This window comes from Microbacterium commune, assembly GCF_014836945.1.
GTDB lineage: Bacteria > Actinomycetota > Actinomycetes > Actinomycetales > Microbacteriaceae > Microbacterium > Microbacterium commune.
Window position 1 is genome coordinate 539,271 of sequence record NZ_JACSPX010000003.1, and the last position, 24,662, is coordinate 563,932.

A 24,662-nucleotide genomic window follows, 5' to 3' on the forward strand; every position below is an offset into this window, starting at 1 on the left:
CACGTGCCGTACGACGAGGATGTCGTGATCGTGGGATCCGGCTTCGGGGGATCGGTCGCGGCGCTGCGCCTGTCCGAGAAGGGATACCGAGTGCGGGTGCTCGAGGCCGGCAGACGCTTCGACGACAGCGACTTCGCGAAGACGTCGTGGGATGTGCGTCGCTACCTGTGGGCACCGAGGCTCGGGTGCTTCGGCGTGCAGCGCATCCACCGCCTGCCGCATGTCATGATCCTCGCCGGCGCCGGGGTCGGCGGCGGATCGCTGAACTACGCGAACACGCTGTACGAGCCGCCGCCGGCCTTCTTCGCCGATCGGAACTGGCCCGCCGGCAGCGACTGGCAGAGCGAGCTCGCCCCGCACTACGCGACGGCGAAGCGCATGCTGGGCGTCGTCGACGAGTACCCGCACACCGGTCCGGTCGAGCGGATCATGGCGGGTGCCGCCGAAGATCTCGGCGTGGGAGAGACCTTCCGCCGGGCTCCGGTGGGGGTCTTCCTCGGCATGCCGGGGGTGCGGGTGCCGGATCCGTACTTCGGCGGGCAGGGACCGGATCGCACCGGATGCACGCTGTGCGGCAACTGCATGATCGGCTGCCGGGTGGGCGCGAAGAACACGCTGGCGAAGAACTACCTCGCCCTCGCCGAGCGGCGTGGCGCGCGGATCGAGGCGCTGCGCACCGTCGTCGAGGTGCGCGAGGATCCGCGCGGCGGCTACCTCGTCACCACCGAGCGCTCGGGCGCCTGGCTGCGCCGCCGACGCCGGACCATCCGCTCCGAGCAGGTGGTGCTCGCGGCCGGCACCTGGGGTACCCAGCAGCTGCTGCACCGGATGCGAGCGTCGGCCGCGCTGCCCCGGATCTCGGATGCCGTCGGACGGCTCACCCGAACGAATTCGGAGGCGCTGGACGGGGCGGTGGCGACGCGGGTTCCGGATGCCGCGGGGTACGCCCACGGTGTGGCGATCACCACGTCGTTCCACGTCGACGAGCGCACGCACGTCGAGAACGTGCGCTACGGTCCCGGGTCCAACCTGATGGGCGCTCTCGCGACGGTCCTCGTCCCCGGAGGTCGCTCCCTGGCCAGGAGGATCGGTTCGCTGCTCGCGGCATTCGGCCGGCATCCGCTGCGCCAGCTGCGCCTGGCCAGCCTGCACCGCTGGAGCGAGCGCGGCATCATCGCGCTGGTCATGCAGACCGCGGACAACTCGCTCACCCTGTCGCTGCGCCGCCGTTTCGGACGCGACGTGCTCACGAGTCGGCAGGGACACGGCGCGCCGAATCCGTCGCACCTGCCGGAGGCCCATCGCGCCGTGGCTGCCATCGCCGGGCGCATGCAGCGCGAGACCGGCGTGCGAACCGAGCCGCGCGGCTCGTGGCCGGAGGTGTTCGGGATCCCTCTGACGGCGCACTTCCTCGGCGGTGCGGTGATCAGCGACTCGCCCGACCGTGGCGTGGTGGATGCCTGGAACCGGGTGTGGGGGCATCCGGGGCTGCACGTCGTCGACGGCTCGGCTGTGCCGGCGAACCCCGGCGTGAACCCGTCGCTCACGATCACCGCGCTCGCGGAGCGGGCCTTCGCGCACTGGCCGCGACGCGGTGAGGACGACCACCGACCCGCACCGGCGGGCTGAGCGGGCCACGCGGAACGGCGACAGGGGCCGCACCAGACGGTGCGACCCCTGCTCGCTCGAGCGTCAGCTCTGCGCGATCCCGCGGATCGGCGGGGTGTGGAACGTGCCGCCGAAGACCCGCTCCGACGCGCCTTCGCGGTCGAGGTAGGGCGAGGCGCCGCCGTCGATGAACGGCCAGCCCGCGCCGAGGATCAGGCAGAGGTCGATGTCCTCCACCTCGGGCACGACGCCCTCGTCCAGCATGAGGCGGATCTCCTGCGCCAGGCCGTCCTGCACGCGCTGCAGGATGGTGTCGGCGGATGCCGGAGAGCTGCCGACGTGACCCTTGAGCACCTTCTCGGCGCTCTTGGTCCAGCCGACGACCCGGCCGCCCTTGTCCTTCTCGACGACGGCATCCAGCTGGGCGAGAGCGTGGAAGTTCTCGTTGGCGTAGAAGCGATCGGGGAAGTGGCGCACCATGGTGTCCTGCACGTGTGCGGCGACCTTCCACCCGACGAGGTCGATCAGCTGGAACGGCCCCATCGGCAGACCGAGCGGACCGAAGGCCTTCTCGACGTCGGCGATCGGCGTGCCCTCGTAGACGGCGCGTGCTGCTTCGCCCATGACCTTCGCGAGCAGACGGTTCACGACGAATCCGGGTGCGTCCGCGGTGAGGACCGCGTTCTTGCCCAGACCCTTCGCGACGACGAACGCCGTCGACAGCGCGGCCTCCGCCGTGTGCGGCGTCTTCACGATCTCGATCAGCGGCATCACCGCAACCGGGTTGAAGAAGTGGAAGCCGACCAGGCGCTCGGGATGGGCGAGCTTCGAGCCGATCTCCTCGACGGACAGCGACGAGGTGTTCGTGGCGAGGATCGCATCGTCGGCGACGATCTTCTCGATCTCGCCGAACACCTGCTGCTTGACACCGACCTCCTCGAACACGGCCTCGATCACGAAGTCGCAGTCGGCGTACTGGCTCTTGTCGGTCGTGCCCGTGACGAGCGAGCGCAGCCTGTTGGCGGTGTCGCCGTCGAGGCGGCCCTTCTGCTCGAGCTTTCCGATCTCGTCGTGGATGTACGCCACGCCCTTGTCCACACGTGCCTGATCGAGGTCGGTGATCAGCACCGGCACCTGGAGCCTGCGCACGAAGAGCAGCGCGAACTGACTGGCCATCAGACCCGCACCGATGATGCCGACCTTGGTGACCTTCTTCGCCAGAGCCTTGTCGGGAGCGCCGACGGGGCGCTTCGCGCGCTTCTGCACGAGGTCGAAGGCGTACATCGACGCGGCGAACTGGTCGCCGGTGACGAGCTCGGCCAGCGCCTCGTCCTCTCGGGCGAAGCCCTCGGCCCTGGTGCCGCTCCTGGCCTTGTCGAGCAGGTCGAGCGCGACGTAGGGCGAGCGCGGAACGGTGCCGATCTTCGACTCGAGCATGCCGCGTGCCGTCTTGATCGCGATCGGCCACTTGACCGTGCGCTCGATCTTGCCGGGCTCGTTCCTGCGCTCGACCTTCTTTCCGCCGAGCACGTCATCCGCCCAGCTGAGCGAGCTCTCCAGGAAGGTGGATGCCGGGAAGATGGCATCCATCAGACCGAGCTCGAACGCCTGCTGCGGCTTGAGCATGCGGTTCTGCTTGAGCGGGTTGGAGATGACGACCTCGAGGGCCTTCTCGATGCCGATGAGGTTCGGCACGAGGTAGGCGCCGCCCCAGCCGGGGATGATGCCGAGGAAGACCTCGGGCAGCGCGAGCGCCGCAGCCGATGCATCGACCGTGCGGTAGGTGGAGTTCAGGGCGATCTCCATGCCGCCGCCGAGCGCGAGCCCGTTGACGAACGCGAACGACGGCACGCCGAGCTCCGACAGCGAGCCGAGCACCTTGTGTCCGAGCTGCGCGATCAGGCGCGCGTTGTCCTTCGAGCCCAGCCGGCTGATGTCGGAGAGGTCGGCTCCGGCGGCGAGGATGTACTGCTTGCCGGTGACGCCGACCGCCTGGATCTCGCCCGCCGCCGCACGGGCCTTCAGCGACTCGAGCGTCTCGCCCAGTTCGATCAGCGTGGCAGGGCCCAGCGTGTTCGGCCTGGTGTGGTCTCGACCGTTGTCGAGGGTGATGAGCGCGAGGACCCGGCCCGAGCCGAGGCGGATGTCTCGAACGGGGGAGTGCGTGACCACCTCTCCGTCGGCGAGAGCGGAGAGCGGTGTGAAGTCGATGCCGGCATACGGGGCGTTGGTCGTGTCCTTCATCGCCGTCACTTCCTCTTCTTGCCGTCGTAGAACGGGTTCTCCCAGACGACCGAGCCGCCCTGGCCCAGCCCCACGCACATGGCGGTCAGGCCGTAGCGCACGTCCGGTCGTTCGGCGAACTGCGCGGCGAGCTGGATCATCAGACGCACTCCGGATGCCGCGAGCGGGTGTCCCAGGGCGATCGCGCCGCCCCACTGGTTCACGCGCGGGTCGTCGTCGGCGATGCCGAAGTGATCGAGCAGGGAGATCACCTGGATCGCGAACGCCTCGTTCAGCTCGAACAGACCGATGTCGGAGATCTCGAGGCCGGCCTTCTTCAGGGCCTTCTCGGTCGAGGGGATCGGACCGATGCCCATGATCTCGGGCTGCACGCCGGCGAAGGCGAAGGAGACCATCCGCATCTTCGGGGTGAGCCCGAACTCCTTGACCGCACCGCCGCCGGCCAGCAGCGACATGGTCGCACCGTCGGTCAGCGGCGAGGAGGTGCCGGCGGTGACGCGACCGTGTGGACGGAAGGGCGTCTTCAGCGCGGCGAGGTCCTCCATCGTGGTCTGCGGGCGACGGCCCTCGTCCTCGGTCGCGAGTCCCCAGGCGCCGTCGGCTCCCTTGATCGCCACCGACACGAGGTCGGGCTGGATCTTGCCCGCGTCGTACGCGGCCTGCACCTTGTGCTGGCTGAGCATGCCGAAGCGGTCGGAGCGCTCCTTGGTGAGGTGCGGGAAGCGGTCGAAGATGCGCTCGGCGGTGACCCCCATGTTCAGGGCGCCGGGGTCGACCATCTTCTCCGCGACGAAGCGCGGGTTCGGGTCGGCGTTGCCGCCGATGGGGTGGTGGCCCATGTGCTCGACGCCGCCGGCCAGGGCGACGTCGTACATGCCGACGCCGATCGACGCGGCCATCGTGGTGACGCTGGTCATCGCGCCGGCGCACATGCGCTCGACGGCGAGGCCGGGGACGGTCTGCGGAAGGCCGGCGAGGATGGCGACAGACCGGCCGAGGGTGAGACCCTGGTCGCCGGTCTGCGAGGTCGCGGCGATGGCGACGTCGTCGATGCGGTCGGCCGGCACGGCGGCGTTGCGCTCCATCAGGCCGATGGTCGCCTTGACGGCGAGGTCATCCGCGCGGGTGTTCCAGTACATGCCCTTTTCGCCGGCGCGCCCGAACGGGGTGCGCACTCCATCGACGAAGTAGACGTCCGAGATCTCGGCCACTCTGCCTCCATAGGTTGGGGTTCGCGTCCAGCCTAGGAGCGGGGTATGGCCGCTCTGAATCGGTTGGATCGAACCTACGAAGCGTTCGGGAGCCCCTCGACGGCCGTTTGCGGCCCCTCTACAAACGCATCGACGATCTTCTGTGCGGTATGCGCAACCTGCCAGGGGCGAGCGCCGAGCTCGAGCAGCGCGGCGGCGACGGACTCGGCGGTCAGATCGGCCGGCGGCTGCCAGGCGACACGACGCAGGTGCTCGGGGGTCAGCAGGTTCTCGGTCGGCATGTGCAGCTCGTCGGCGAGCGCCTCGATCACGGGGCGGGCGGCCTTCAGCCGCAGGTCGGCGTCCGGGTTGCGATCGGCCCACGCTCGGGGCGGCGGGAGAGCATCGCTCGGCACGCGCTCGCGGGGCAGGTCCTCGGTGGTGCGACCGCGCTCGATCGCGGCCCACCAGCGATCGATCTGCGTCCGACTCGCACGCCCGTTGAACGTCTTGAGTCCGGCGAGCTCCTGCTTCGACCGCGGCGCGGCCAGCAGTGCGGCGAGCAGCGCGCGGTCGGGCACGAGGCGGCCGGGCGAGACATCGATCTGCTCGGCGTACTGCTCGCGTGCCGTCCACAGCTCCCGGGCCACAGCCAGCTGGCGGGCACCGCGTACCTTGTGCAGCCCGCTCAGCCGGCGCCACGGCTCCTCGCGGGGCGGCTTCGGCAGACGGTGCAGCGTCGCGTCGAACTCCTCGGCGGCGATCTCGGTCTTTCCCGCGGCCTCGAGCTCGTCGACGAGCGCATCGCGCACATCGACGAGATGAAGGACATCCAGCGCCGCGTACTCCAGCCACGGGCCCGGCAGCGGCCTGGTCGACCAGTCGGCGGCCGAATGCGCCTTGGCCAGGGTGATGCCCAGGGTGTGCTCGACGACCGCGGCGAGTCCGAAGCCGTCGCTGCCGAGAAGCCGGGAGGCGAGCTCGGTGTCGAAGATGCGCGCCGGCTCGAGGTCGAGCTCACGCAGCGAGGGCAGATCCTGGCTGGCGGCGTGGAACACCCATTCGGCGTCGCCGATGGCATCCTGAAGCGGGTGGAAGTCGCCGATCGCGGGCGGGTCGAACAGGAACACACCCGCCCCGCGGCGGAACACCTGCACCAGGTACGCGCGCTGGGAGTAGCGGAATCCGGATGCTCGCTCCACGTCGACGGCCACCGGACCTGACCCCTCGGCGAGCGTCTCGGCTGCCCGCTCGAACTCCGCACGGTCGTCGATCACGGAGTACTCAGCCACGTGCACCCTTTCTCGCGCCGAACACGGCGACGTCCTCTGATCCCGGCGGGAGCCCTGCGAGCATCCCGACCAGCTCCGCCCATGCTTCCACATGCGGGCCCAGCGGAGCATCCGGAGTCCACGACGCGCGCAGCTCGATCTGCGCCCCGTCGCCCTCCGCCGCCAGCGCGCCGAAGCCCTTTGAGAGCATCTTCGTCGACGTGCCGGACGCCGAGTGATAGCCCGCGTCGCGCGAGTCGAGGGCGTCCACCAGCCACGACCAGGCGACGTCCGCCAGCAGCGGGTCGGTGCCGATCTCGGGCTCGAGCGGGGCCTGCGCGAACGCGACGATGCGCCACGCGCCGCCCCAGGCGTCCGGTTCGTCCGGATCGTGCAGCAGCACGAACCGCCCGGTGCCGTACACCGAGTCGCCGTGATCATCGGGTCGCACGTCGGCGGCGAGGGCCAGGGCGAAGGGCGCGAGCCCGGCGGGTGACGGGATCTCCCGCACGACGATGTCGCTGCGGAACGCCGTCTCACGAAGCTCTGCCGCCGCTGCGTCGAACAGCGCTGCGGCATCCGGGTGTGCGCTCACGTGGACAGGCTAGAGTCGGGAGGCGATGAAGAGTCTCAGGCACGCCGTAGCCTTCGCCGTCCCCGCTGCCATCGCGGCGGGAGCCGCGGCAGGAGCGGCCGCCGTCCTCGCGACGGCACGCCGGGTGGTGATGCCCTCCGTGCGCCGGAACGACACCCAGATCCTCGCTGTCGACACCGGCGCCCAGACGATCGAGCTCTCGCGCACGCCCGACACCGAGCTGCCAGGGCGGTACGGGCTGTTCACCACGGGCACCTACGGATACGTCAAGCTCGGAGCCGTGCTCAGCGCCGACGCCACGAGCGTGCGCCGCAAGCTGCTCACCCAGATCGAGCCGGGCGCGAGAGTCGATCGCGACGCGGCGTTCAGCGGCTGGTACCACCAGTCGCCGAGCGAGCTGCACCTGCCCTGGGAGAGCGTGCTGATCGGCTCGCCGGCAGGCCCCTGCCCGGCCTGGCTGTTCCCGGCCGACTCGTCGACGTGGGTGATCCAGGTGCACGGTCGCGGCACCCTCCGCTCCGAGTGCCTGCGCGCGGTCCCCGTCATGCACGCGCTGGGTCTGCCGACCCTGGTCGTGTCGTACCGCAACGACGGCGAGGCGCCGCGCACGCGGGGCGGCTCCTACGCACTGGGCGCCTCCGAGTGGCGCGACGTCGACGCCGCGATCGGATACGCGCTGCGGCAGGGCGCGCAGCGCGTCGTGCTGATGGGCTGGTCGATGGGCGGGGCGATCGCGCTGCAGACCGCCGTCTCATCCGAGCAGCGGGATGCCATCGCCGGCGTCATCCTCGACTCGCCGGTGGTCGACTGGCGCACGGTGCTGCGCTTCCAGGCGCGCGAGTCGGGACTGCGCGAGCCGCTGCCCGGTCTCGCCATGGGAGCGCTCGGGAACAGGTTCCTGGCCAGGCTCAGCGGCGCCGAGGAGGCGATCCCGTTCGACAGGCTCGACATGGTCGCCAGGGCGTCGGAGCTCGACGCCCCGATCCTGATCCTGCACAGCGACGACGACGGATTCGTCCCCGCTGACGCGTCGCACGCCCTGGCCGATGCCCGACCGGATCTCGTCACGATGCCCGAGTTCCACGTCGCGCGGCACACCAAGCTCTGGAACTACGACGAGAGCGCCTGGTCGTCGGCCATCACCGGCTGGTTGACCGCGCAGGGTCTGGCCTGACGCCGGGAGCGGCGCCGACCGTCGTCGTTCAGCGCTTGGCCTCGACCTGGCGCTTCGCGCGCATCAGCATCCCGGTCATGCCGCCGATCCGCAGCGGCGAGACGAGCCGCGTCAGGCCGATGCTCTGCGGGTAGTCGTTCGGCACGGCGAGGACCTCGTCGGCCGTGAGACCCGTCAGCCCCTGGGCCAGAATGCTCGCGAAGCCGCGTGTCGTCGGGGCCTCCGGCGGCGCCGTCGCATGCATGGTGACGACGCCGTCGGAGACCTCGATGTAGATGTACACGGGGGACTGGCATTCGGCGACCCGCTCGGCCATCTCGGGGTGAGCCGCGATCTCATCGGAGACGGGAGGGAGCTCGTTCGCGAACTCGAGCAGCAGCTCGAGTCGATCCGCTTCGGGCAGCTCGAGGAACTCGTCGCGGAACTCGGCGAGGGTGGCGGGGACGTGCGTGTCAGTCATCCCTGCCATCATCCCACCTCGCCGCGGGCCGGGCCTGTCAGAGCGAGCCGGGCTCGCTGCCGCTGACGATCGGCACGCGCACCGCGCTGCCCCATTCGGTCCACGAGCCGTCGTAGTTGCGCACCTTCTCGATCCCGAGCAGGTGCTTCAGGACGAACCAGGTGTGGCTGGAGCGCTCACCGATGCGGCAGTAGGCGATGACATCGTCGGAGTCGTCGATGCCGGCCTCGTCGAGATAGATCGCCTCGAGCTCGGAGCGCGAGCGGAAGCCGCCGTCCTCCGCGACCGCCCTGCCCCACGGCACGCTCTGCGCGGTGGGGATGTGGCCGGCCCGGAGGCTGCCCTCTTCGGGGTACGCGGGCGCGGTGGTCCGCTCGCCGTTGTACTCCTCGGGGGAGCGCACGTCGATCAGCGGCCCGGTGCCGATGAACGCCAGCACGTCGTCCTTGTACGCACGCAGCTGCGAATCGTCGCGCTCGACGACCGGGTACTCGGTGCGCGCTCGCACGGTCTTGTCGGTGGTGATCTCGCGTCCCTCCGCGATCCACCGGTCACGACCGCCGTCGAGCAGGCGCACGTCCTGGTGTCCGAACAGCGAGAACACCCACAGTGCGTAGGCCGCCCACCAGTTGTTCTTGTCGCCGTAGATGACCACGGTGTCGTCACGGGCGATGCCCTTGCGGCTCAGCAGCTCGGCGAAGCCCTCGCCGTCGACGTAGTCGCGCACGACGGGGTCGTTGAGCTCGGTGTGCCAGTCGATCTTCACCGCGCCCGGGATGTGCCCGGTCTCGTAGAGCAGCACGTCCTCGTCGGATTCCACGACCACGAGGCCGGGGGCGCCCAGGTGGGCGGCGAGCCACTCGGTCGACACGAGGCGGCCGGGCTCGGCGTACTCGGCGAACTTGGGGGATGACGTGTCGTGATCGACGGCCACAGTGGCTCCTCTGGGTCGGGCTCGGGTGGGCATGCGACGGCGTAAAGTTGAGCCGTCCCCCTACGACGATAGATCCCCCGGCGCGCACCCGCATCCGGATCGTAAGACTATGACCTCAGGAACGTGATGACCCAGCAGATCAGCACGGGCGTCGTGCACCTCACCGAGCGCACGCCTGTCGTGACCGGTACCGAGATGCTGGCAAGCCTCGTCCCCCCTCCGCAGTTCGACGCGGCGACCTTCGACAGCTACCGCTCCGATGACCGCTACCCCTCGCAGGAGGCGACCAAGCAGCTGCTGCAGCGCTTCGTCGGCGAGGGAGCGGCGCCGGCGAAGAAGGCGGGCCTGTTCCGCCGGGCGCCGAAGGAGACGCCGATGAAGCCCGGCGTCTACCTCGACGGCGGGTTCGGCGTCGGCAAGACCCACCTGCTGGCGTCCGTCTACCACGCGCTTCACGCACGCCGGAAGTACTTCGGCTCGTTCATCGAGTACACCGCACTGGTCGGTGCGCTCGGCTACAAGAACACGGTCGACCTGCTGCGCGGCGCAGACCTGCTGTGCATCGACGAGTTCGAGCTCGACGACCCGGGCGACACCATGGTGATGACGCGGCTGCTGGGTGAACTCGTGGCGTCGGGAACGAAACTGGCCGCCACCTCCAACACCCCACCCAACGCGCTGGGCGAAGGACGTTTCGCGGCACAGGACTTCCTGCGCGAGATCCACGCGATGTCCGAGAGCTTCGAGACGCTGCGCATCGACGGCGTCGACTATCGGCAGCGCGCGCTCGACGGCAGCGCGCTCGTGGCGGATGACGCGCGCTACGCCCGGGCCGTCGAGAGCGCGTCGGCATCCGGCGCTGCCTCCGACGACGAGTTCGCGGCGCTCATCCAGCACCTGGCACAGGTGCATCCGTCGCGCTACATCCGCCTGATCGACGGGCTGTCACTGGTGGGCCTGCGCGAGGTGCGCACACTGACCGATCAGTCCGAGGCGCTGCGCTTCGTGGCGTTCGTCGACCGGGTGTACGACGCGCAGCTGCCGATCGTCGCGACCGGGGTGTCGCTCGATCAGGTCTTCGCCGACGAGATGCTCGCGGGCGGGTACCGCAAGAAGTACCTGCGGGCGATCTCGCGTCTGAACGCGCTGACGCATTCGGCGGCCGAGTAACACGATCGTCACACCGGCCGCCTGGCTGTAACACGCCCGCAACACGGCGCGTCGTCGCTCGAAACATCGCGCGCACAGACTGACCTCATTCGTTCTACGGAGGAGGTTTCGATATGGATGCCACAGGCAACGTCTCGTGGGTGATCACCGCGACCGCGCTCGTGCTGCTGATGACGCCGGGGGTGGCGTTCTTCTACGGCGGTCTGGTGCGGGCGAAGAGCGTCGTGAGCATGATGATGATGAGCTTCGGCGCGATCGGTCTGATCGCGGTGCTCTGGGTGCTCTACGGGTACTCGATGAGCAGTGTGTCGTCGCCCGCGCACTTCGCCGGGGATCCGTTCGCGGACCTCGGTCTGGCGGCGGCGGCCTCGGCACCGGATGCCAACGTGGCCCTGCTCGGCGTCGCCTACGGCGCGACGTTCGCGATCATCACCGTCGCGCTGATCTCCGGGGCGATCGCCGATCGTGCCCGGTTCGGACCGTGGCTGATCTTCGTGGGCGTCTTCGGCACGATCGGGTACTTCCCGATCGCGGCGTGGGTGTGGGGCGGCGGGTGGATCATGCACCTGGGCGCGACCCTGTTCGGGGAGGACAGCGGTGTGGCCGTGATCGACTACGCCGGCGGAACGGCGGTGCACATCAACGCCGGCGCGGCCGCCCTCGCCCTCGCCCTCGTGCTCGGCAAGCGCATCGGCTTCGGACGCGAGCTGAACAAGCCGCACAACGTGCCGCTCACGCTGCTCGGCGCTGCGTTGCTGTGGTTCGGCTGGTTCGGCTTCAACGCCGGCGCGGAGTGGCTGTCGGAGGACATGGGCGGAGTGGGCCTGATCGCGATCAACACGCTCGGGGCCGCGGCCGCCGGCATCCTCGGCTGGGTGCTGGTCGAGAAGCTGCGGGTCGGCAAGCCGACGTCGGTCGGGGCTGTCTCCGGCCTGGTCGCCGGACTCGTCGCGATCACTCCCGCGTGCGCCGACCTGACGCCGGGGTGGGCGCTGCTGCTGGGTGCCCTCTCCGGGGTCGCGTGCGCGCTGGCAGTGGATCTGAAGTTCCGGCTCGGCTTCGACGACTCGCTCGACGTCGTCGGACTGCACCTCGTGGGCGGGCTGCTGGGCACGGTGTACCTGGGGTTCTTCGCCACCGGCCAGGGCCTGTTCACCGGCGGCGACCTGCGGCTGCTCGCTGTGCAGGTGATCGCGGCCGGGGGAGTGATGGTGTACTCGTTCGTCGTGGCCTACGCGATCGGCTTCGCGATCGAGAAGACGATCGGCTTCCGCGTCACCGGGGAGGACGAGCTCGCCGGCGTCGACCTCGCCGTCCACGGCGAGGAGGGCTACGCGCTGGAGCCGGCGCCCGCCGCTAGTGTGGGCGGGTGAGCTCGAGCAGCAGGTTCCTCTCGGTCATCGGCGACATCCTCGGCAGGGCGCTGTCAGGGCGAGGCGGGGGCGGGCAGCAGTCCCGCCCCCGCTCTCGCGCGCGGCTTCGCGTCGAGGGTGAGGGCGGGCAGCGAGACGTCGACGCGGGACGGATGCCCGGATCCGAGACGGTCCGGCTGGATCCGGCCCGCGTCGGCGCTGTCAGCGTCGGCTATTCGCCCTCGCGCAACGGGATGCCGGACTCCGGGGAGGTCATCTGGACCTGGGTGCCGTACGAGGAGAACGACGGACGCGGCAAGGACCGCCCGGTGCTCGTGATCGGCAGGCAGAGCGCCGACCGGGTGTACGCCGTGCGGATGACGAGCACACGCCATGATCGCGACCGCGACTTCATCCTGATCGGCTCGGGCAGCTGGGATTCGCGGGGGCGCGAATCCTGGGTCGACATCGAGCAGCTGTACAGCGTGCACCACGACGGCATGCGTCGGGAGGCATCCGTGCTGGACTCCGGTCGATACGGACGCGTCGCACAGGCGCTCATCAGCCGCTACGGGTGGGCGCGCCTCTGAGGTCAGGCGCACCTCTGAGGTCGGAAGCACCCTGACGCCCGCACCGGGCGACCGGCGCCGCTCAGCCCAGCACGGCGGGGCTCAGCCCAGGACGGCGGGGCTCAGCCCAGCACGGCGGCGAGCGCCGCCGGGGCCGTCGGGTGCCGGAACTCGAAGCCGCTGCCGGTGAGCGCGTCGGGCACGGCGTCGGCATCCGCCAGCAGCAGGGAATCGGCTGCTGCACGACCGAGACCCAGGCGCAGCGCCCACGCCGGCGCGGGGATGAGGTACGGGCGATGCATCAGGGAGGCCAGCGTGCGTCCGATCCCGCCTGCGGTCGCCCGGTGCGGTCCGGTGAGGTTTACCGGACCGTGCAGGTCGGAGTCGATGACGTGCCGGATCGCGCTGACCTCGTCCTCCAGCGAGATCCAGGGCCACACCTGGCGCCCCGACCCGAGCGGGCCGCCGAGTCCCACCCGGGTGAGGGCGATCATCGGCTTCAGCACGGCATCCGGATGCAGGATCGGCGCGGTGCGCAGCAGCGCGACCCTGGTGGCGTCGGCGGCTCGCATCGCCTCCCGCTCCCACTCCACGCAGATCTCGGCGAGGAAGGTCTCGCCGGGTGCGCTTGCCTCGTCGAGCCGGGCGCCGGGCTGGTTGCCGTAGTAGCCGACGGCGGATGCCGACAGCAGGGCGGGAGCCGCGGTCCCCAGAGCGAGCAGCGCATCAGCCAGCACCGCGGTGGGCTCCAGCCGCGACCGGCGGAGGGTGTCCCGGTAGCTCGCCCCCCACGGCAGCCTGCCGATGCTCGCGCCGTTGAGATTGACGACCGCGGCCGCGCCGGCCAGCACGTCTGGGTCGAGCGGACTGCCGGTGAGCCACTCGACCTCGTCGGCGCCGCGGGCGGGACGACGAACGAGATGCACCACGCGGGTGCCGTCCGCGCGGAGTGATCGCGTGAGCGCGCCGCCGATCAGGCCGCTCGCTCCGGAGATGACGATGCGTGAGTCGTTCATGTGCGCCACCGTTCGGGATGCGGCAGGGATCGTGTGCCGGTGAAGCCGATCATAGGTCGCCCTGAGCGTCGGAGGCGTGTGCAGCGGGAGCCGAACCAGGACTCAGCACGACCTTGATGCAGCCGTCCTCCTTGCGCTGGAAGGTGCGGTACAGGTCGGGCGCATCATCGAGCGGCGCACGATGTGTGACGAGATCCATCACTCCCAGCGGATCGGCGTCGTCCTCCACCAGAGGAAGAAGGTCGTCGGTCCAGCGCTTCACGTTGCACTGGCCCATCCGCAGGGTGATCTGCTTGTCGAACATCGTCTTCATCGGCAGGATGTCGGCGTCGCCCGCGTACACGCCGCTCAGCGAGACCGTGCCGCCGCGGCGGACGAGGTCGATCGCGGCGTGCAGCGCGGCGAGACGGTCGACGCCGGCGTGCTCGAGCATCGGGCGCGCCAGTGGGTCGGGCAGCAGCCCGACCGCCTGCTGCACCACGGAGATCGCCGGATTGCCGTGGGCTTCGAGTCCGACCGCATCGATCACCGAGTCCGGGCCGCGGCCCGCCGTGATATCACGCAGATGCGGGATCGCGTCGTCGTCGAGGTCGAAGACCTCGATGTCATGACGGGCGGCCATGGCGCGACGTTCGGGAACCGGGTCGACGGCCAGCACGCGGTGTCCGCGTGAGCGCGCGATGCGGGCGGCGAACTGCCCGACCGGGCCCAGACCCAGCACGGCGACGGTGCCGTCGACGGGGATGTGGGCGTAGTCGACGCCCTGCCACGCGGTGGGCAGGATGTCGCTGAGGAACAGGTAGCGATCGTCCGGCAGCTCACCGCCGACCTTCACGTGGTTGTAGTCGGCCAGGGGCACCCGCAGATACTCGGCCTGGCCGCCGGGGACCTGCCCGTACAGTTTGGTGTACCCGAACAGCGCGGCGCCGCTGCCGTACTCGCGCACCTGCGTGGTCTCGCACTGCGACTGCAGCCCCCGCCGGCAGAACCAGCACGTGCCGCATGAGATGTTGAACGGGATCACGACGCGGTCGCCTGGCACGAGGGTGCGGATCTCCGAGCCGACCTCGACGACCTCGCCCATCGTCTCGTGACCGAGGATGTCGCCTCGGTCGAGGAAGGGTCCGAGCAGCTCGTACAGGTGCAGATCCGAGCCGCAGATGGCGGTGGAGGTGACGCGGATGATCGCGTCGGTCGGCTCGAGGATGCTCGGGTCGGGCACCTGCTCGACGCGGACGTCGCGCTTGCCGTGCCAGGTCAGTGCCTTCATGAGGTGCTCCTCTGCTCGCCGCTCTCGCGGTCATCGGTGGGGTCGGCTTGCTGCGCTGCTGCCGCATACACGCATCCGCCTGAGGCGGGCATGGTGGGCAGTCGTCGTCGATCGACGTCGAGGCCTTCGGGTGAGATGCGCACCCGCGGGTCGCTGAGCACGGCGATCGCGGCTGACAGGCCGGCGATCGCGAGCTTCTCGCCCGGGCAGCGGTGACCGGTGACGACCTCGGCCCCGCCGTGCGGGATGAACGCGGGGATCGCCTCGTAGTCGGGTCGGTGGATGAAGCGCTCCGGTCGGAATTCGTGCGCGTCGTCCCACGACGCGTCATCGAGGTCGGTGCCCAGGATGTCGATGACGACCCGTCCGCCGGCCGGGACGCGCTGGCCGTCGAAGTCGATGTCGGTGATCGCGCGACCGGGCAGCATCGGCACGAACGGGGAGGTCCGACGGATCTCCTGCGCGAAGGCCACGGCGAGCTGCCCACCCACGAGCTGTCCGCTGCGGGCGGTCTCGGCGTGGATGCGCAGGCGCCAGTCGGGGTTCTCGAGCAGCTGCTTGGCCGCGTACGCGACGAAGCGGGCGACCGCGATGAGCGGACGGATGCTGTTCTGCAGCTCGACGCCGGCCAGGCGCTCCGGCAGCAGCCCTCCGTCGGGCCCCCGATGCCAGGCCCACTCGTACAGTGCCGTGCCCTGCGGTGGCACGAGTCTGCCGGCGCGCACATCGTGGATCAGTCGTGCGGCGCGCCGATCGGACCAGACGCGGTTGAACAGGGCCGCGGCGAAGTCCAGGGAGAGCGGCCGGCCGAAGCCGTCGACGATCTGCGCGAGCCGCGCCGCCCACCCCGTGCGCGCGTCGTCGGAGCCGGGGAGGCCGGCCCACTGCATCCCGGCGCGCCCGAACGCACCGACCGCGGCGTCGTACGCGGTGCGGTCTCCGCCGGCGAGCCAGTCGTCGAGCTCGCGCTGCCATTCGCGCTCGAGGTCCGGCTGCAGACGCCGCACCTGCTCGTCCTCGTATGCGACGTCGACGAACGTCGCCTTGCGGTGGCGGTGCTCGGCCCCGTCGAGGCTGTGCACCGATCCGTGGCCGAACAGCGTCTCCTGCACGAAGCGCGGCATGGCGCCGTGGCGGGCGACGCGGGTCTCGTCGTAGAACAGCCCGACGCCCTCCGCGCCTCGCACGAACACGGCTCGATGGCCGAGCAGTCGCATCGGCGCACCGCGTGCGCCATCGCGCACGCGGGACCAGATGCGGGCGCCGAGGTCGTAGCCGTGCACGAGAAGAAGAGGGGCGTCGTCTGCGATCCGGTGAGGCATGCCTCCAGCCTGATCACCGAACGCGAATGTGTGAACGGGGGCGCGATTCGCGACCGTCTGTGCTACAGGTCAGGCTGCTCGGAGGCCCTGCGTGCAGGAGACGAGGCTCGTGGGCAGAGACGAAGCCTGCACACGACGAAGCCCCGACAGATCACTGTCGGGGCTTCTGGATGGTGGGCGATGCCGGACTCGAACCGACGACCTCTTCCGTGTGAAGGAAGCGCGCTACCAACTGCGCCAATCGCCCATGTGGAGTTGTGTCGTGCACGGTGGCACAGTCAGCAAGCATACCCGATCCGCACCCGCCTCCTGACACCGCGCGACGGGCCGGGCGTGGCGGCGCGAGCCGCATCAGAAGACACGCCCGGCGGCGTGGAGCGGTTTGGCGATGCGCCGATCCTGGGCTAATGTATTTCAAGTGCCCGGGACGCCGGGAACGACAACAGAATATGCGGATGTAGCGCAGTTGGTAGCGCATCACCTTGCCAAGGTGAGGGTCGCGAGTTCGAGTCTCGTCATCCGCTCGAGTGCAGGAGCCCCCTTCAGGGGGTTTCGGCATGTGGGTTCGAATCCACTTCGCGGTGGCGTGGCCGAGAGGCTAGGCACCGGCCTGCAAAGCCGTTTACACGGGTTCGAATCCCGTCGCCACCTCTCTGACAACTGAACAGCCTTCTAGGCGCGATTGGCGCAGCGGTAGCGCGCTTCCCTGACACGGAAGAGGTCACTGGTTCGATCCCAGTATCGCGCACTTACGAAACCCCCGGTTTACCGGGGGTTTTCTTTTGCCCAGATACCCCTAGGGGGTAGGGTCATGGGCTGAAACGTGGGTTGAGCCTCGAAGGCTACGATTCCCGCATGGATGAGTTTGGTCAGCCGCATTGCCCCGAAGACGGGATCGTGATGCACACCACCGCGACCGGGTTCGTGTGCCCACACTGCGGGCATCTGCAACGCTTCGACGACGTAGAGCAGCCGCCCGAGTTCGACGGCCCCACGATTCATGGTGGATAGTGTGACGGAATGCGCTGTAACGCGATGAAACCCCCTCCCTAGTAGTTGATACCGGGGAGGGGGTTTCAGGCGCTCACAGCGCGTTTGGTGGCGTTCTAGGCGTCACTGCGGCGACGGGAGCGGATGCCGGATGCGACTCGAGCCGAATTGCCGGCCACAACTCCCGCGGCTTCCACCTGCATACGGCCAATCAGCGCCCCGTCCATGTCCTTCAGCACGAACTCGGACGGCATCGACGGCGCGGCGACGTTCACCACGGGGGCGCCCGTGACCACGCGAGCGGACACCGGGACGGACTCGGGTCGAACGGGGCCACCCGTAGCAAGGCCAGGGATGGAGCCATTCAGGATCGACTGACGCCACCGCATGATCGCCGAATGGCCACCAGCCGCATCCACCTCAGCCGCCGTCACCACATGCTCACCCGGTGCGAGCATCCGAAGCTCCGAATCCTTACCCTTCGGGCCGGGACCGAACACCGGACCACCCGTCGCCTGCCCAGGGATTCCCACAGTCCGGTTACCGACCACATACGACTCGAGCGTGACCTTCTTGACGTTCGGGATGGACGACATCAGGTCACGGAGGTTCGCCAACCGCACCGCCAGCGCCTCACTACCGCTTTCGGAGATCGCAATCTCCTTCTTGTTCGGCAGTGCATTCGCCTGATCCTTCACCGCAGCCAACGCAAGCTCCACGTCTTTCGCTGAGCCGAGGTTCTTATCCGCCCACGCACGCGCCGCGGCCTCATCAAGACCCTTCGCCTTCAACTGGGCAATGACAGCCTCACGGCCCGCATCCCACTCGGCACGCGCCGCAGCCATGTCACCCGTGTTCTGCACGATCGCCACGGCAGAGTCGTAGCTTTTCTGCTCCACATCACGGAGAGAATCGCGCAGCTTGATCGACGCATCATTCGTGCCCTCGATCGCCGCTTCCTCATTCTTCGTCGCCTCAGTCAGTGAGTTGATCGCGCTCAGAGCAGAATCGTGCGACTTCGCCACATCCATCTGCCCGTGCGCCATCTCCTCGTAGGCGGTGACGACACCCTGCAGCGCGTCCTGCAGTTCCTTGGACGCCTGTTCCTGCTCCGCGAACGCTTCGGACACCTGACCGGACGCATCCGTCTGCTCGCCGCTCATCTCCGCCTGCTGACGGGCCATCTCAGTCGCATCGCCAAGCTCACCGGACATGCGCTGCACACCGCCGCGCACCTTGTCCACCTTCAGGGCGAACTGTTCCGCCTCGTCCGCGGTGCCCTTGAATGCGGCCTGCTTCGCATCCAACTGCCGCTCGAGCTCGGTCATCGCGTCGCCGCCGTTCTTCACCGCATCGAAGACGACGTTGAGGGAGATACCCAGACTCTCCGCCGCGTCCGCAATCGAGGTGTCCTGCCACCACATCACGGACGAACGGTTGGTGAGGTCGTTCATGATCAACTCGTCGCCGTGGGCGCTGAGAGCACCTGTGGCGGTGTCGATTGCCGCAGCGTATGCCTCCGCGCGCTGCTTCGCCTCAGCCTGCTTCTGCATGAACACGCCCAGCGCGACGGTCGCACCGAGCAGCGCGACACCCCACGGTCCGGACAGGAAGTTGCCAATCCCGCCCAGGATGCCCTTCACCCGGGCGCCCATCGGCCCGAGAGTGTCGAGCGTGGCTGAGAACTCCATCCACTTGATCTTCGCGAGGATCGCCGCACCCGTCACCGTCGCCGTAATACCCACCAGGGCGAACAGGGCACCGCCGGCCAGCTTCACCGGCTCAGGGAGCGCCTGGAACATGCGCAGCACATCCGCCAGACGGTTCAGTAGGTCAACGAACAACCCACCACCGGAAGGATCAACGAGGGGCTTCGTGAGATCCGCGGACAGGTCACGCCACGCGGCCTTCACGCGATCCATCGCCCCGGCATACGTCATCTTGACGTTCGCGGACGCACCGTCGAACTTCTCCTTCATCCCCGCAGCAAGAGCATCCAACGCCCGATCCGCGTCGAGTGTTCCGGCGGTAATGTCTGCCCGGATCTGAGCACCCGTCTTACCCATCTGCGACCCGATCAGTTCCGCCGCGTTCACACCACGCTGACCGAACTGCATCAGATCCTGCGCCGTGATCTTCCCGGCCGAGCTGATCTGCGCCATGATGAACGCGATCTCCCCAAGTTCCTGGTTCGACCCGCCAGCCGCAGCAACAGCCTCACCGATCGCATCTAGATACGGGATGACCTTCTTCGACTCAATACCGAACGCGAGCATCTGCTGCTGAGCCGTGATGAACGTCTGCTTCGAGAACGGCGACGTGCGGGCGAAAGCATCCAGCTTGTCCATCTGCGCATTCGCCGCCTGAGCACCACCCAGAAGGGTCGACAACGCCGCACGGGAAGTCTGCTGCAGAGTGTTGTACTCAATACCCGTCTTCGCCACAGCAAGCGTCAGAGCCGTCATTGTGCCGCCCACCGCCAGCAAACCCGTACCGAGCGACTTCCACGCATCCAGCTTCTGCTTCGCAGCCTCAGCGGCCTTACGTGCCGCCTCCGACTCCTGCTTCGACGCCTTCGTGCCCTCATCCGCGGCCCTCTTCGCCGCCTCCGAAGCCTCGAGAAACGCCCGCTTGTACTGCGCGATATCTGCGCTCAGTACGATCCTGATTTTCCTGTCAGCCACGCTGCGCCTCCTCGATCAATTCGTTGCCCAGCGCGACGAACGCACTGGAAGCGGAATCCGCCAGCCGCATCGCCTTCGTCGGGTCCACACGCCGGCGCGGGTCCCAAATATCGACCACCGTTGACGCCTGCGCTGCCTTCTCCGCCAGCGTCAACACCAACTCCGCCAGCCGATCCACTGCTTCCTGCTCCGAGCCCATCGACTCGACGAACTCCGTCAGGTACGTCAGCGGGTCCTCAGATCCCGCACGATGGACATAAGCGGCGATCATCCGATCGGCCAACTCGTTATTGCGGGAAATCCGCTCTGCTTCATTACTCATTCCGTAACTCCCTTTCACTTGCCGTAGGCCTGAGCCCACCGCGACACCGCAGCATCCCGCTGCTGATTCCGACCCTCATACGAGCCCTCATCCGGCAGACGCAACGCCTTCAACAGCCCCGCGAACGCCACCCGTTGCATCCGAACCTCAGCGATCAGCGGATGCGCGACCTCCTGCCCCTTCGAGCCCGTCACCGTCGCCGGCTGACCCACCAAAGACGCCTCAAGATGATCGATCAGATCCGCCGTCTTGCACGCCGCCTCGAGCACCCGACGCTCATCCGGACGCAACGTGTACCCGCTCGAAACGTCCTTCCACAGCGCCTTACCCGCCTGTTTCAGCCCCTTAGGCGCCCTGTAATTGCTCATTCTTGCTACTTCCATCGCTGCTCCTTCCGCGTCATTCCGCGGGTTTCGTGGGCACAGGCCCGGAAAACCGAGCCATTTCCGCACCCAGAATGTGGGCGGCTAACCCCAGCGACCCGGGAGGGGCTGAGGGGGGTCACCCGCAGGGGGGTGGGGCGGTTTCTGCGCCCGGCCCCACTCCCCTTGGTGTTCATGCGCCCGCGACCTCCTGTTCGGTGAGGAGGACGGGTGTCATGCCGTGCTGCAGGGCTGCGACGAACCATGTGATGTTGTTGTCACGGAGGTTGTCGCGGATGCTGGCGATGAGGTGCTGTCCGCCTCGGTGTTCGTGGTGTTCCCCGTCGCCTTCCCATTCGTAGGCGTCTGCGCTGCGGGTGGTGGTGGGGATGCAGCGGTAGCGGCGGAGGGTGCGGGTCGTTTCGTAGATGGTGCGGATGGTGCGCCATGCGTCATCGACCCGGGGGTTGCGTGTCAGGTAGTCGGCGGCGGTGGGGTCCATGAACGGGTCGATGGGGGCCGCGTACTCTGCCTCGGTGGTGAATGTTGCGATCGCCTTTTCGAGCGCTGGTCGGAGGTGCTTGGTGATCCAGGTGTCTCCCGGTTCGGCGTATGCGGCCTGCAGGTCGTGCGCTGCGAGGTCGCGTGCACGGTTGAGGATCTTGCTGAGCGGTGCGCTGGGGTCTTTGCTGTTGACGATCTGGGTTGCGGCGGCGGCGGTGAGCTGCGCGGCGTTCCCTTCACCGCCTGCGAGGGCTCGGGCTGCGGCCGTGTGTGCGTCTTCGACGTTGACGGCCGCAGCGGTGGCGGCGATGTGCTCGAGGATGTGAGCGTGTCGCTGCTGTGCTTCCGTGATCCCCTTGGGGATGCTGATGCCCTGTTCTTTGAGGGTGTCGGGGATGCCGGCGAGTGCGCGGATGCTGCTGCCGTCGATGTTGCTGGTTCGGATGTCGGGGTAGGTCATGGTGTCTCGTTTCAGTTGTCGAAGACGCGAGCAACGATGTCTTCGATCTCGCGGTTCTGGGCGGTGGTGGTGTTGGTGCGCAGGGATCGCTGTTCGGTGTTCATGCGGTCTGCGATCTCGGCGGCGGCTTCTGCTGCCTGTCGGGCTGCGGGGCCGTGTGCTCCGGAGTTGTAGAGGTCGGTCAGCTGTTTCGCGTGGGCGAGGATGTCGCTGCGGAATCGGTTGAGGCTGTTGCCTTCGGGGAGGTGTTCGGCGGGTACGTCGATGAGCATCTGGTCGAGGATGTTGCTGTTGAGGTTCTTGCCGTGCGCTGCGAGGTCGAGCAGCGTGTGGACGGGGTGGTTGCGTTCGATGTGAGCCATGGTGGTTACTCGCTTTCTGCCGCGGTTGCGGCGGTGTTGGTGTGGTCGGGGCACTGGTTGGTCCAGGTGCCGTGCTGGTAGGTGGATGACCACCCGTTTTCGTGGGCTCGGGTGACGAGCCCTCCGCGTCGGGGGGATTCCTCGAGCGCGAAGACTGCATCGCAGTGGTCGCAGAGCATTGCTGTGCGGATCATGTGTTGTTCCTTTCTGTGTTGGTCCAGTCGTGTGTGGGGAGTCGGTGCCCGGATGCTTCGAGCTGGGAGTAGTACCGGTGGAGTTCTCGGGCGAAGGCCACGGGGTCGTCCCATGCGTCGGACATCGCTCGGAGGTTCAGGGGCTTAGGAGCACTCATGCGGCCGCACCTCCGCACTTGCTGCATCGAGCACCGACCGTGACGCCGTGAGAGCAGACGCCGGGATCTTCCCAACCGCCTACTAACCCCCTGTGATTAGTGAGAGGAGTGTGAGAGTCGGCGTCGGGATCGTCCTCAAAACTCACGAAACTCTCATAACTAACGGGGGCATAGAGGCCGCGGCCGATCTTCTGGATTCGCTCCGCCGTGACAGCGCGACGCAGGTACTCATCGACGTTCGATACGCCGGGGAGCAGGTCACGCAGGCCCTTCGGGGCGATCCCCTGCGGGTGTCGACCGACGATCTCGATAAGTTCCGCCATGCGATCACCGACGCCCTGTGTCTGCTTGATCGTCTGCGCTGATCGAGCGGCCGTGAGTAGGTCGCCACCGTCGAGCAGCCATGCGCCATCGACCATCGTCAGCGCGTACTCACCTTCCGCGGCATCACGCGAGGTGACCTGCATGGTTGCGGTCTTTTCGTGCCGATCCCGCTTGAGCACGATTACGGTGTCCGCTGCGCCCGCGATGCCCTGGGTGCCGCTCACAGCGTCCAGGAAGTCGCCACCCTCGCCCTTTCGGGTGTGATGCACGATGACGAGACTCGAGCCCGGTACAGCGTCGGTGGTTGCTTTCAGTGCTGAGAGCATCCGGTAGTCGTGCCCGTACTGGGAAGCGTTGCCGGCCGGGGGCATCACCTTGCCGAGCGTGTCGAGGATCACCACAGGGTCACTGCCCGTGTGCTTCGTCAGGAACGCCGCGATAGTGTCGATCACCTTCGCCTCACCGAGCCCGGTCAGGAACTCGAGGAGCGGGGATGCTGCGAATGCCGACAGGCGAATCATGCGGTCCTGCAAGCGTCGTGGGCCGTCTTCCAGCGCCAGGTAGAGCACCGGGCGGGGTTCGCCCACGGGGATGCATCCGAACGCCTCAGAGCCGTCGCTGAGGGCGATAGCGAGCCCGAGTACCATCCATGACTTGCCGATCTTCGGTGCGGCGACGAGCAGTGTCATGCCCTCGGGGATCACATCGGGGACGACGTACTTCACTGGCGGGAACGTCTGTCGCATGAGCCATTCGGCAGAGAAGGTCTCGGTCATGCGCTCACCTCCGAACGCACGTCATTCAGCGATGCGCAGTAGACCCGCCACGCCTCATCGAGAACGTCATCCACATCGGGGCGGTTCGCGAGCGTTGCGGCACGGTCGAGCCTGTCGAGGAGGTATTCGCGGCGGTCGGCTTCACCGAAGGAACGAAGCCAGAGCCGGTCGGCGTCGAGCTTCGCCGCCCGCACCTCGGGTTCCATCTGCTGCCGGCCATCCGTCACGCCGAGCTCGTACAGGGCAAAGAGTGGCGCTGGGAGAGCTGCGAGGCTGAGCGTGCCAGAGGCAAGCCGATCAACCCATCCAGTGATTGTCTCGGATGCGGTGCGGCTGATGCGCAAAGGTCCGAAGTACCCGATATGCTCTTTACTAATCAGCCGCCCAGCCGATTCCTGCGCCGTTCCGGTTTCACCGGGGCGGCGCTCTGGCTTAATGGCCCGCTCCTCGGTAGGTGAGTGGCCGGCCGAATTCTTCGAGGCTGGACATCTCAACGCGAATGAGACGCGGCCCGAATTTGCGGGCGTTGATGCTCCCGTCCGCGATGCGCCGGCGCACCGTCTTGCTGCTCACCCCCAACACTTCTGCCGCTTCCGGGATGGTTCCCCAACCATTGCGCTTCATGTTTACTTCTCCCCATCTCCTGATTCGGAGAGGGAGCAGGTACGCTTGACGTACCCACTCCGACCTAGACCGTCTCTGTGGTTAGCACCCGCCGGACCTGGACCGTCTTAGGCGGGTGCGCTTTTTCTGTTGTGCGATAAAGAGGACGGGGTACCGTTCCCTTTCATCGCATTTAGTTTCCCACGACGGGCCAGGGCGAACCGCAACGAACCTGCGGAGATGCGCTCTTGGTGTAACTCCGAATTGCCCTGGGTAGGTTCATGGTTTGACATGGGCGCACCAGCGAATTCCGCGGAACTATGCGCCTCTCCGCGTGTCGCGGGGTCAGTTGAGGGGTGCAAACTGTCGCATTAGCAGCGCTTCTCGCGGTGTAACTACCAGGGCATCAGGCGTCATTTCGCCTTGAGCTAGTGCGCATTGCACAACTTGTCCACAGGCGACTTAAGGGTCCCCGATGCAGGATTCGAACCTGCGGCATCCGGCTTAGAAGGCCGTCGCTCTTCCGCTGAGCTAATCGGGGGAGAGGGTACGCGATGAACGCGGACCCTCGGGGTTAGGCGATGATCTCCTCTGGGTTCATGACGGGCTTCAACAGGAACCCATCTCGGACGGGGTAGCGGCGGCTGATGACATAGGCAAGATCGGCCAGAGCGACCATGAGCGCCAGCTGCTTCTTTCGCGGGTCCCAGAACGTCACATCTTCCCGGTCCATCATGTGATCGATAGC

General features: G+C 68.0%; 23 protein-coding genes and 5 tRNA genes. 8 read left to right on the forward strand and 20 right to left on the reverse strand.

Annotated elements, in window-relative coordinates; genetic code table 11:
- Window positions 1–3: 3 nt before the first annotated feature.
- Window positions 4–1,629, forward strand: a complete 1,626-nt coding sequence (locus H9633_RS12750) for a GMC oxidoreductase (protein ID WP_191713397.1) — start codon at window positions 4–6, stop codon at window positions 1,627–1,629.
- Between the two features lie 63 nt (window positions 1,630–1,692).
- Here the strand turns inward: H9633_RS12750 and H9633_RS12755 are convergent, their stop codons facing one another.
- The 4 genes from H9633_RS12755 to H9633_RS12770 form a co-directional block, all read right to left on the reverse strand.
- Window positions 1,693–3,852: a 3-hydroxyacyl-CoA dehydrogenase NAD-binding domain-containing protein gene (locus H9633_RS12755; protein ID WP_191713444.1), complete on the reverse strand. Its 2,160-nt coding sequence runs from the start codon at window positions 3,850–3,852 to the stop codon at window positions 1,693–1,695.
- Between the two features lie 5 nt (window positions 3,853–3,857).
- A complete protein-coding gene (locus H9633_RS12760) occupies window positions 3,858–5,063 on the reverse strand; it encodes a thiolase family protein (protein WP_071640393.1) in 1,206 nt (401 codons plus the stop codon).
- 74 nt (window positions 5,064–5,137) lie between these two features.
- On the reverse strand, window positions 5,138–6,334 hold the full coding sequence (locus H9633_RS12765; protein ID WP_071640391.1) for a ribonuclease D: 1,197 nt from the start codon (window positions 6,332–6,334) through the stop codon (window positions 5,138–5,140).
- Entirely contained in the window at window positions 6,327–6,908 is a 582-nt protein-coding gene (locus tag H9633_RS12770; RefSeq protein WP_071640389.1) for a DUF3000 family protein, read from the reverse strand. The genes H9633_RS12765 and H9633_RS12770 overlap by 8 nt, the downstream gene beginning before the upstream one ends.
- Window positions 6,909–6,933: 25 nt before the next feature.
- Here H9633_RS12770 and H9633_RS12775 point away from each other — a divergent pair, with 25 nt between their 5' ends.
- Window positions 6,934–8,082: an alpha/beta hydrolase family protein gene (locus tag H9633_RS12775; protein ID WP_071640387.1), complete on the forward strand. Its 1,149-nt coding sequence runs from the start codon at window positions 6,934–6,936 to the stop codon at window positions 8,080–8,082.
- A gap of 28 nt (window positions 8,083–8,110) precedes the next feature.
- On the opposite strand, the gene H9633_RS12780 is transcribed toward H9633_RS12775, so the two are convergent.
- The gene (locus H9633_RS12780; protein WP_071640384.1) at window positions 8,111–8,542 is read right to left on the reverse strand and encodes a SufE family protein; all 432 of its coding nucleotides are present in this window, start codon (window positions 8,540–8,542) and stop codon (window positions 8,111–8,113) included.
- Window positions 8,543–8,579: 37 nt separating this feature from the next.
- A complete protein-coding gene (locus H9633_RS12785; RefSeq protein ID WP_071640382.1) occupies window positions 8,580–9,476 on the reverse strand; it encodes a sulfurtransferase in 897 nt (298 codons plus the stop codon).
- Between the two features lie 126 nt (window positions 9,477–9,602).
- Here H9633_RS12785 and zapE point away from each other — a divergent pair, with 126 nt between their 5' ends.
- From zapE to H9633_RS12800, 3 genes are all read left to right on the forward strand, one after another.
- On the forward strand, window positions 9,603–10,646 hold the full coding sequence (zapE, locus tag H9633_RS12790; RefSeq protein ID WP_191713398.1) for a cell division protein ZapE: 1,044 nt from the start codon (window positions 9,603–9,605) through the stop codon (window positions 10,644–10,646).
- Window positions 10,647–10,759: 113 nt separating this feature from the next.
- Window positions 10,760–12,019 (forward strand): ammonium transporter, encoded by a 1,260-nt coding sequence (locus H9633_RS12795; protein WP_071640378.1) that lies wholly within the window; start codon window positions 10,760–10,762, stop codon window positions 12,017–12,019.
- On the forward strand, window positions 12,016–12,588 hold the full coding sequence (locus H9633_RS12800) for a type II toxin-antitoxin system PemK/MazF family toxin (RefSeq protein WP_318247281.1): 573 nt from the start codon (window positions 12,016–12,018) through the stop codon (window positions 12,586–12,588). Before H9633_RS12795 ends, H9633_RS12800 begins: the two co-directional genes overlap by 4 nt.
- A 101-nt stretch (window positions 12,589–12,689) precedes the next feature.
- On the opposite strand, the gene H9633_RS12805 is transcribed toward H9633_RS12800, so the two are convergent.
- The 4 genes from H9633_RS12805 to H9633_RS12820 all read right to left on the reverse strand — a co-directional run bounded on the left by H9633_RS12805 (window position 12,690) and on the right by H9633_RS12820 (window position 16,422).
- Window positions 12,690–13,583, reverse strand: coding sequence for a TIGR01777 family oxidoreductase (locus tag H9633_RS12805; protein WP_191713399.1), 894 nt, complete (start codon window positions 13,581–13,583; stop codon window positions 12,690–12,692).
- A gap of 49 nt (window positions 13,584–13,632) precedes the next feature.
- Window positions 13,633–14,853, reverse strand: a complete 1,221-nt coding sequence (locus H9633_RS12810; RefSeq protein ID WP_071640372.1) for a zinc-dependent alcohol dehydrogenase — start codon at window positions 14,851–14,853, stop codon at window positions 13,633–13,635.
- Window positions 14,850–16,175, reverse strand: coding sequence for a cytochrome P450 (locus tag H9633_RS12815; protein WP_191713400.1), 1,326 nt, complete (start codon window positions 16,173–16,175; stop codon window positions 14,850–14,852). Before H9633_RS12815 ends, H9633_RS12810 begins: the two co-directional genes overlap by 4 nt.
- Before the next feature lie 171 nt (window positions 16,176–16,346).
- Window positions 16,347–16,422 (reverse strand) — tRNA-Val (locus H9633_RS12820).
- A gap of 204 nt (window positions 16,423–16,626) precedes the next feature.
- On the opposite strand from H9633_RS12820, the gene H9633_RS12825 reads away from it, so the two are divergent.
- From H9633_RS12825 to H9633_RS12835, 3 genes are all read left to right on the forward strand, one after another.
- Window positions 16,627–16,699: transfer RNA gene (locus H9633_RS12825), tRNA-Gly, on the forward strand.
- A gap of 56 nt (window positions 16,700–16,755) precedes the next feature.
- Window positions 16,756–16,826, forward strand: a tRNA-Cys gene (locus H9633_RS12830).
- Window positions 16,827–16,851: 25 nt separating this feature from the next.
- Window positions 16,852–16,923, forward strand: a tRNA-Val gene (locus H9633_RS12835).
- Window positions 16,924–17,281: 358 nt separating this feature from the next.
- Here H9633_RS12835 and H9633_RS12840 read toward each other — a convergent pair.
- The 10 genes from H9633_RS12840 to H9633_RS12880 all read right to left on the reverse strand — a co-directional run bounded on the left by H9633_RS12840 (window position 17,282) and on the right by H9633_RS12880 (window position 24,455).
- On the reverse strand, window positions 17,282–19,849 hold the full coding sequence (locus H9633_RS12840) for a tape measure protein (protein ID WP_191713401.1): 2,568 nt from the start codon (window positions 19,847–19,849) through the stop codon (window positions 17,282–17,284).
- The gene (locus H9633_RS12845; protein WP_191713402.1) at window positions 19,842–20,171 is read right to left on the reverse strand and encodes a hypothetical protein; all 330 of its coding nucleotides are present in this window, start codon (window positions 20,169–20,171) and stop codon (window positions 19,842–19,844) included. Before H9633_RS12845 ends, H9633_RS12840 begins: the two co-directional genes overlap by 8 nt.
- Window positions 20,172–20,185: 14 nt before the next feature.
- Window positions 20,186–20,539 carry a hypothetical protein gene (locus H9633_RS12850; RefSeq protein ID WP_191713403.1) on the reverse strand — a complete coding sequence of 118 codons (354 nt, stop codon included), beginning with the start codon at window positions 20,537–20,539 and terminating at the stop codon, window positions 20,186–20,188.
- Window positions 20,540–20,726: 187 nt separating this feature from the next.
- Entirely contained in the window at window positions 20,727–21,497 is a 771-nt protein-coding gene (locus H9633_RS12855) for a hypothetical protein (protein WP_191713404.1), read from the reverse strand.
- 11 nt (window positions 21,498–21,508) lie between these two features.
- Window positions 21,509–21,859, reverse strand: a complete 351-nt coding sequence (locus H9633_RS12860) for a hypothetical protein (RefSeq protein WP_191713405.1) — start codon at window positions 21,857–21,859, stop codon at window positions 21,509–21,511.
- 190 nt (window positions 21,860–22,049) lie between these two features.
- Complete coding sequence (locus H9633_RS13185) at window positions 22,050–22,178, reverse strand: hypothetical protein (RefSeq protein WP_263598409.1); 129 nt, start codon at window positions 22,176–22,178, stop codon at window positions 22,050–22,052.
- Between the two features lie 29 nt (window positions 22,179–22,207).
- Window positions 22,208–23,311: an AAA family ATPase gene (locus tag H9633_RS12865; RefSeq protein WP_191713406.1), complete on the reverse strand. Its 1,104-nt coding sequence runs from the start codon at window positions 23,309–23,311 to the stop codon at window positions 22,208–22,210.
- Window positions 23,308–23,538: a hypothetical protein gene (locus H9633_RS12870; RefSeq protein WP_191713407.1), complete on the reverse strand. Its 231-nt coding sequence runs from the start codon at window positions 23,536–23,538 to the stop codon at window positions 23,308–23,310. The genes H9633_RS12865 and H9633_RS12870 overlap by 4 nt, the downstream gene beginning before the upstream one ends.
- 205 nt (window positions 23,539–23,743) lie before the next feature.
- Window positions 23,744–23,935 (reverse strand): helix-turn-helix domain-containing protein, encoded by a 192-nt coding sequence (locus H9633_RS12875; protein WP_191713408.1) that lies wholly within the window; start codon window positions 23,933–23,935, stop codon window positions 23,744–23,746.
- A gap of 448 nt (window positions 23,936–24,383) precedes the next feature.
- A tRNA-Arg gene (locus H9633_RS12880) sits at window positions 24,384–24,455 on the reverse strand.
- Window positions 24,456–24,662: the final 207 nt, after the last annotated feature.

Coding starts and splice junctions, on each gene's coding strand:
- H9633_RS12755 (WP_191713444.1), bottom strand. CDS start 3,852: ATGAAGGACACGACCAACGCCCCGTATGCCGGCATCGACTTCACACCG.
- H9633_RS12775 (WP_071640387.1), top strand. CDS start 6,934: ATGAAGAGTCTCAGGCACGCCGTAGCCTTCGCCGTCCCCGCTGCCATC.
- H9633_RS12780 (WP_071640384.1), bottom strand. CDS start 8,542: ATGACTGACACGCACGTCCCCGCCACCCTCGCCGAGTTCCGCGACGAG.
- zapE (WP_191713398.1), top strand. CDS start 9,603: ATGACCCAGCAGATCAGCACGGGCGTCGTGCACCTCACCGAGCGCACG.
- H9633_RS12795 (WP_071640378.1), top strand. CDS start 10,760: ATGGATGCCACAGGCAACGTCTCGTGGGTGATCACCGCGACCGCGCTC.
- H9633_RS12805 (WP_191713399.1), bottom strand. CDS start 13,583: ATGAACGACTCACGCATCGTCATCTCCGGAGCGAGCGGCCTGATCGGC.
- H9633_RS12810 (WP_071640372.1), bottom strand. CDS start 14,853: ATGAAGGCACTGACCTGGCACGGCAAGCGCGACGTCCGCGTCGAGCAG.
- H9633_RS12815 (WP_191713400.1), bottom strand. CDS start 16,175: ATGCCTCACCGGATCGCAGACGACGCCCCTCTTCTTCTCGTGCACGGC.
- H9633_RS12845 (WP_191713402.1), bottom strand. CDS start 20,171: ATGAGTAATGAAGCAGAGCGGATTTCCCGCAATAACGAGTTGGCCGAT.
- H9633_RS12850 (WP_191713403.1), bottom strand. CDS start 20,539: ATGAGCAATTACAGGGCGCCTAAGGGGCTGAAACAGGCGGGTAAGGCG.
- H9633_RS12855 (WP_191713404.1), bottom strand. CDS start 21,497: ATGACCTACCCCGACATCCGAACCAGCAACATCGACGGCAGCAGCATC.
- H9633_RS12860 (WP_191713405.1), bottom strand. CDS start 21,859: ATGGCTCACATCGAACGCAACCACCCCGTCCACACGCTGCTCGACCTC.
- H9633_RS13185 (WP_263598409.1), bottom strand. CDS start 22,178: ATGTCCGACGCATGGGACGACCCCGTGGCCTTCGCCCGAGAACTCCAC.
- H9633_RS12865 (WP_191713406.1), bottom strand. CDS start 23,311: ATGACCGAGACCTTCTCTGCCGAATGGCTCATGCGACAGACGTTCCCG.
- H9633_RS12875 (WP_191713408.1), bottom strand. CDS start 23,935: ATGAAGCGCAATGGTTGGGGAACCATCCCGGAAGCGGCAGAAGTGTTG.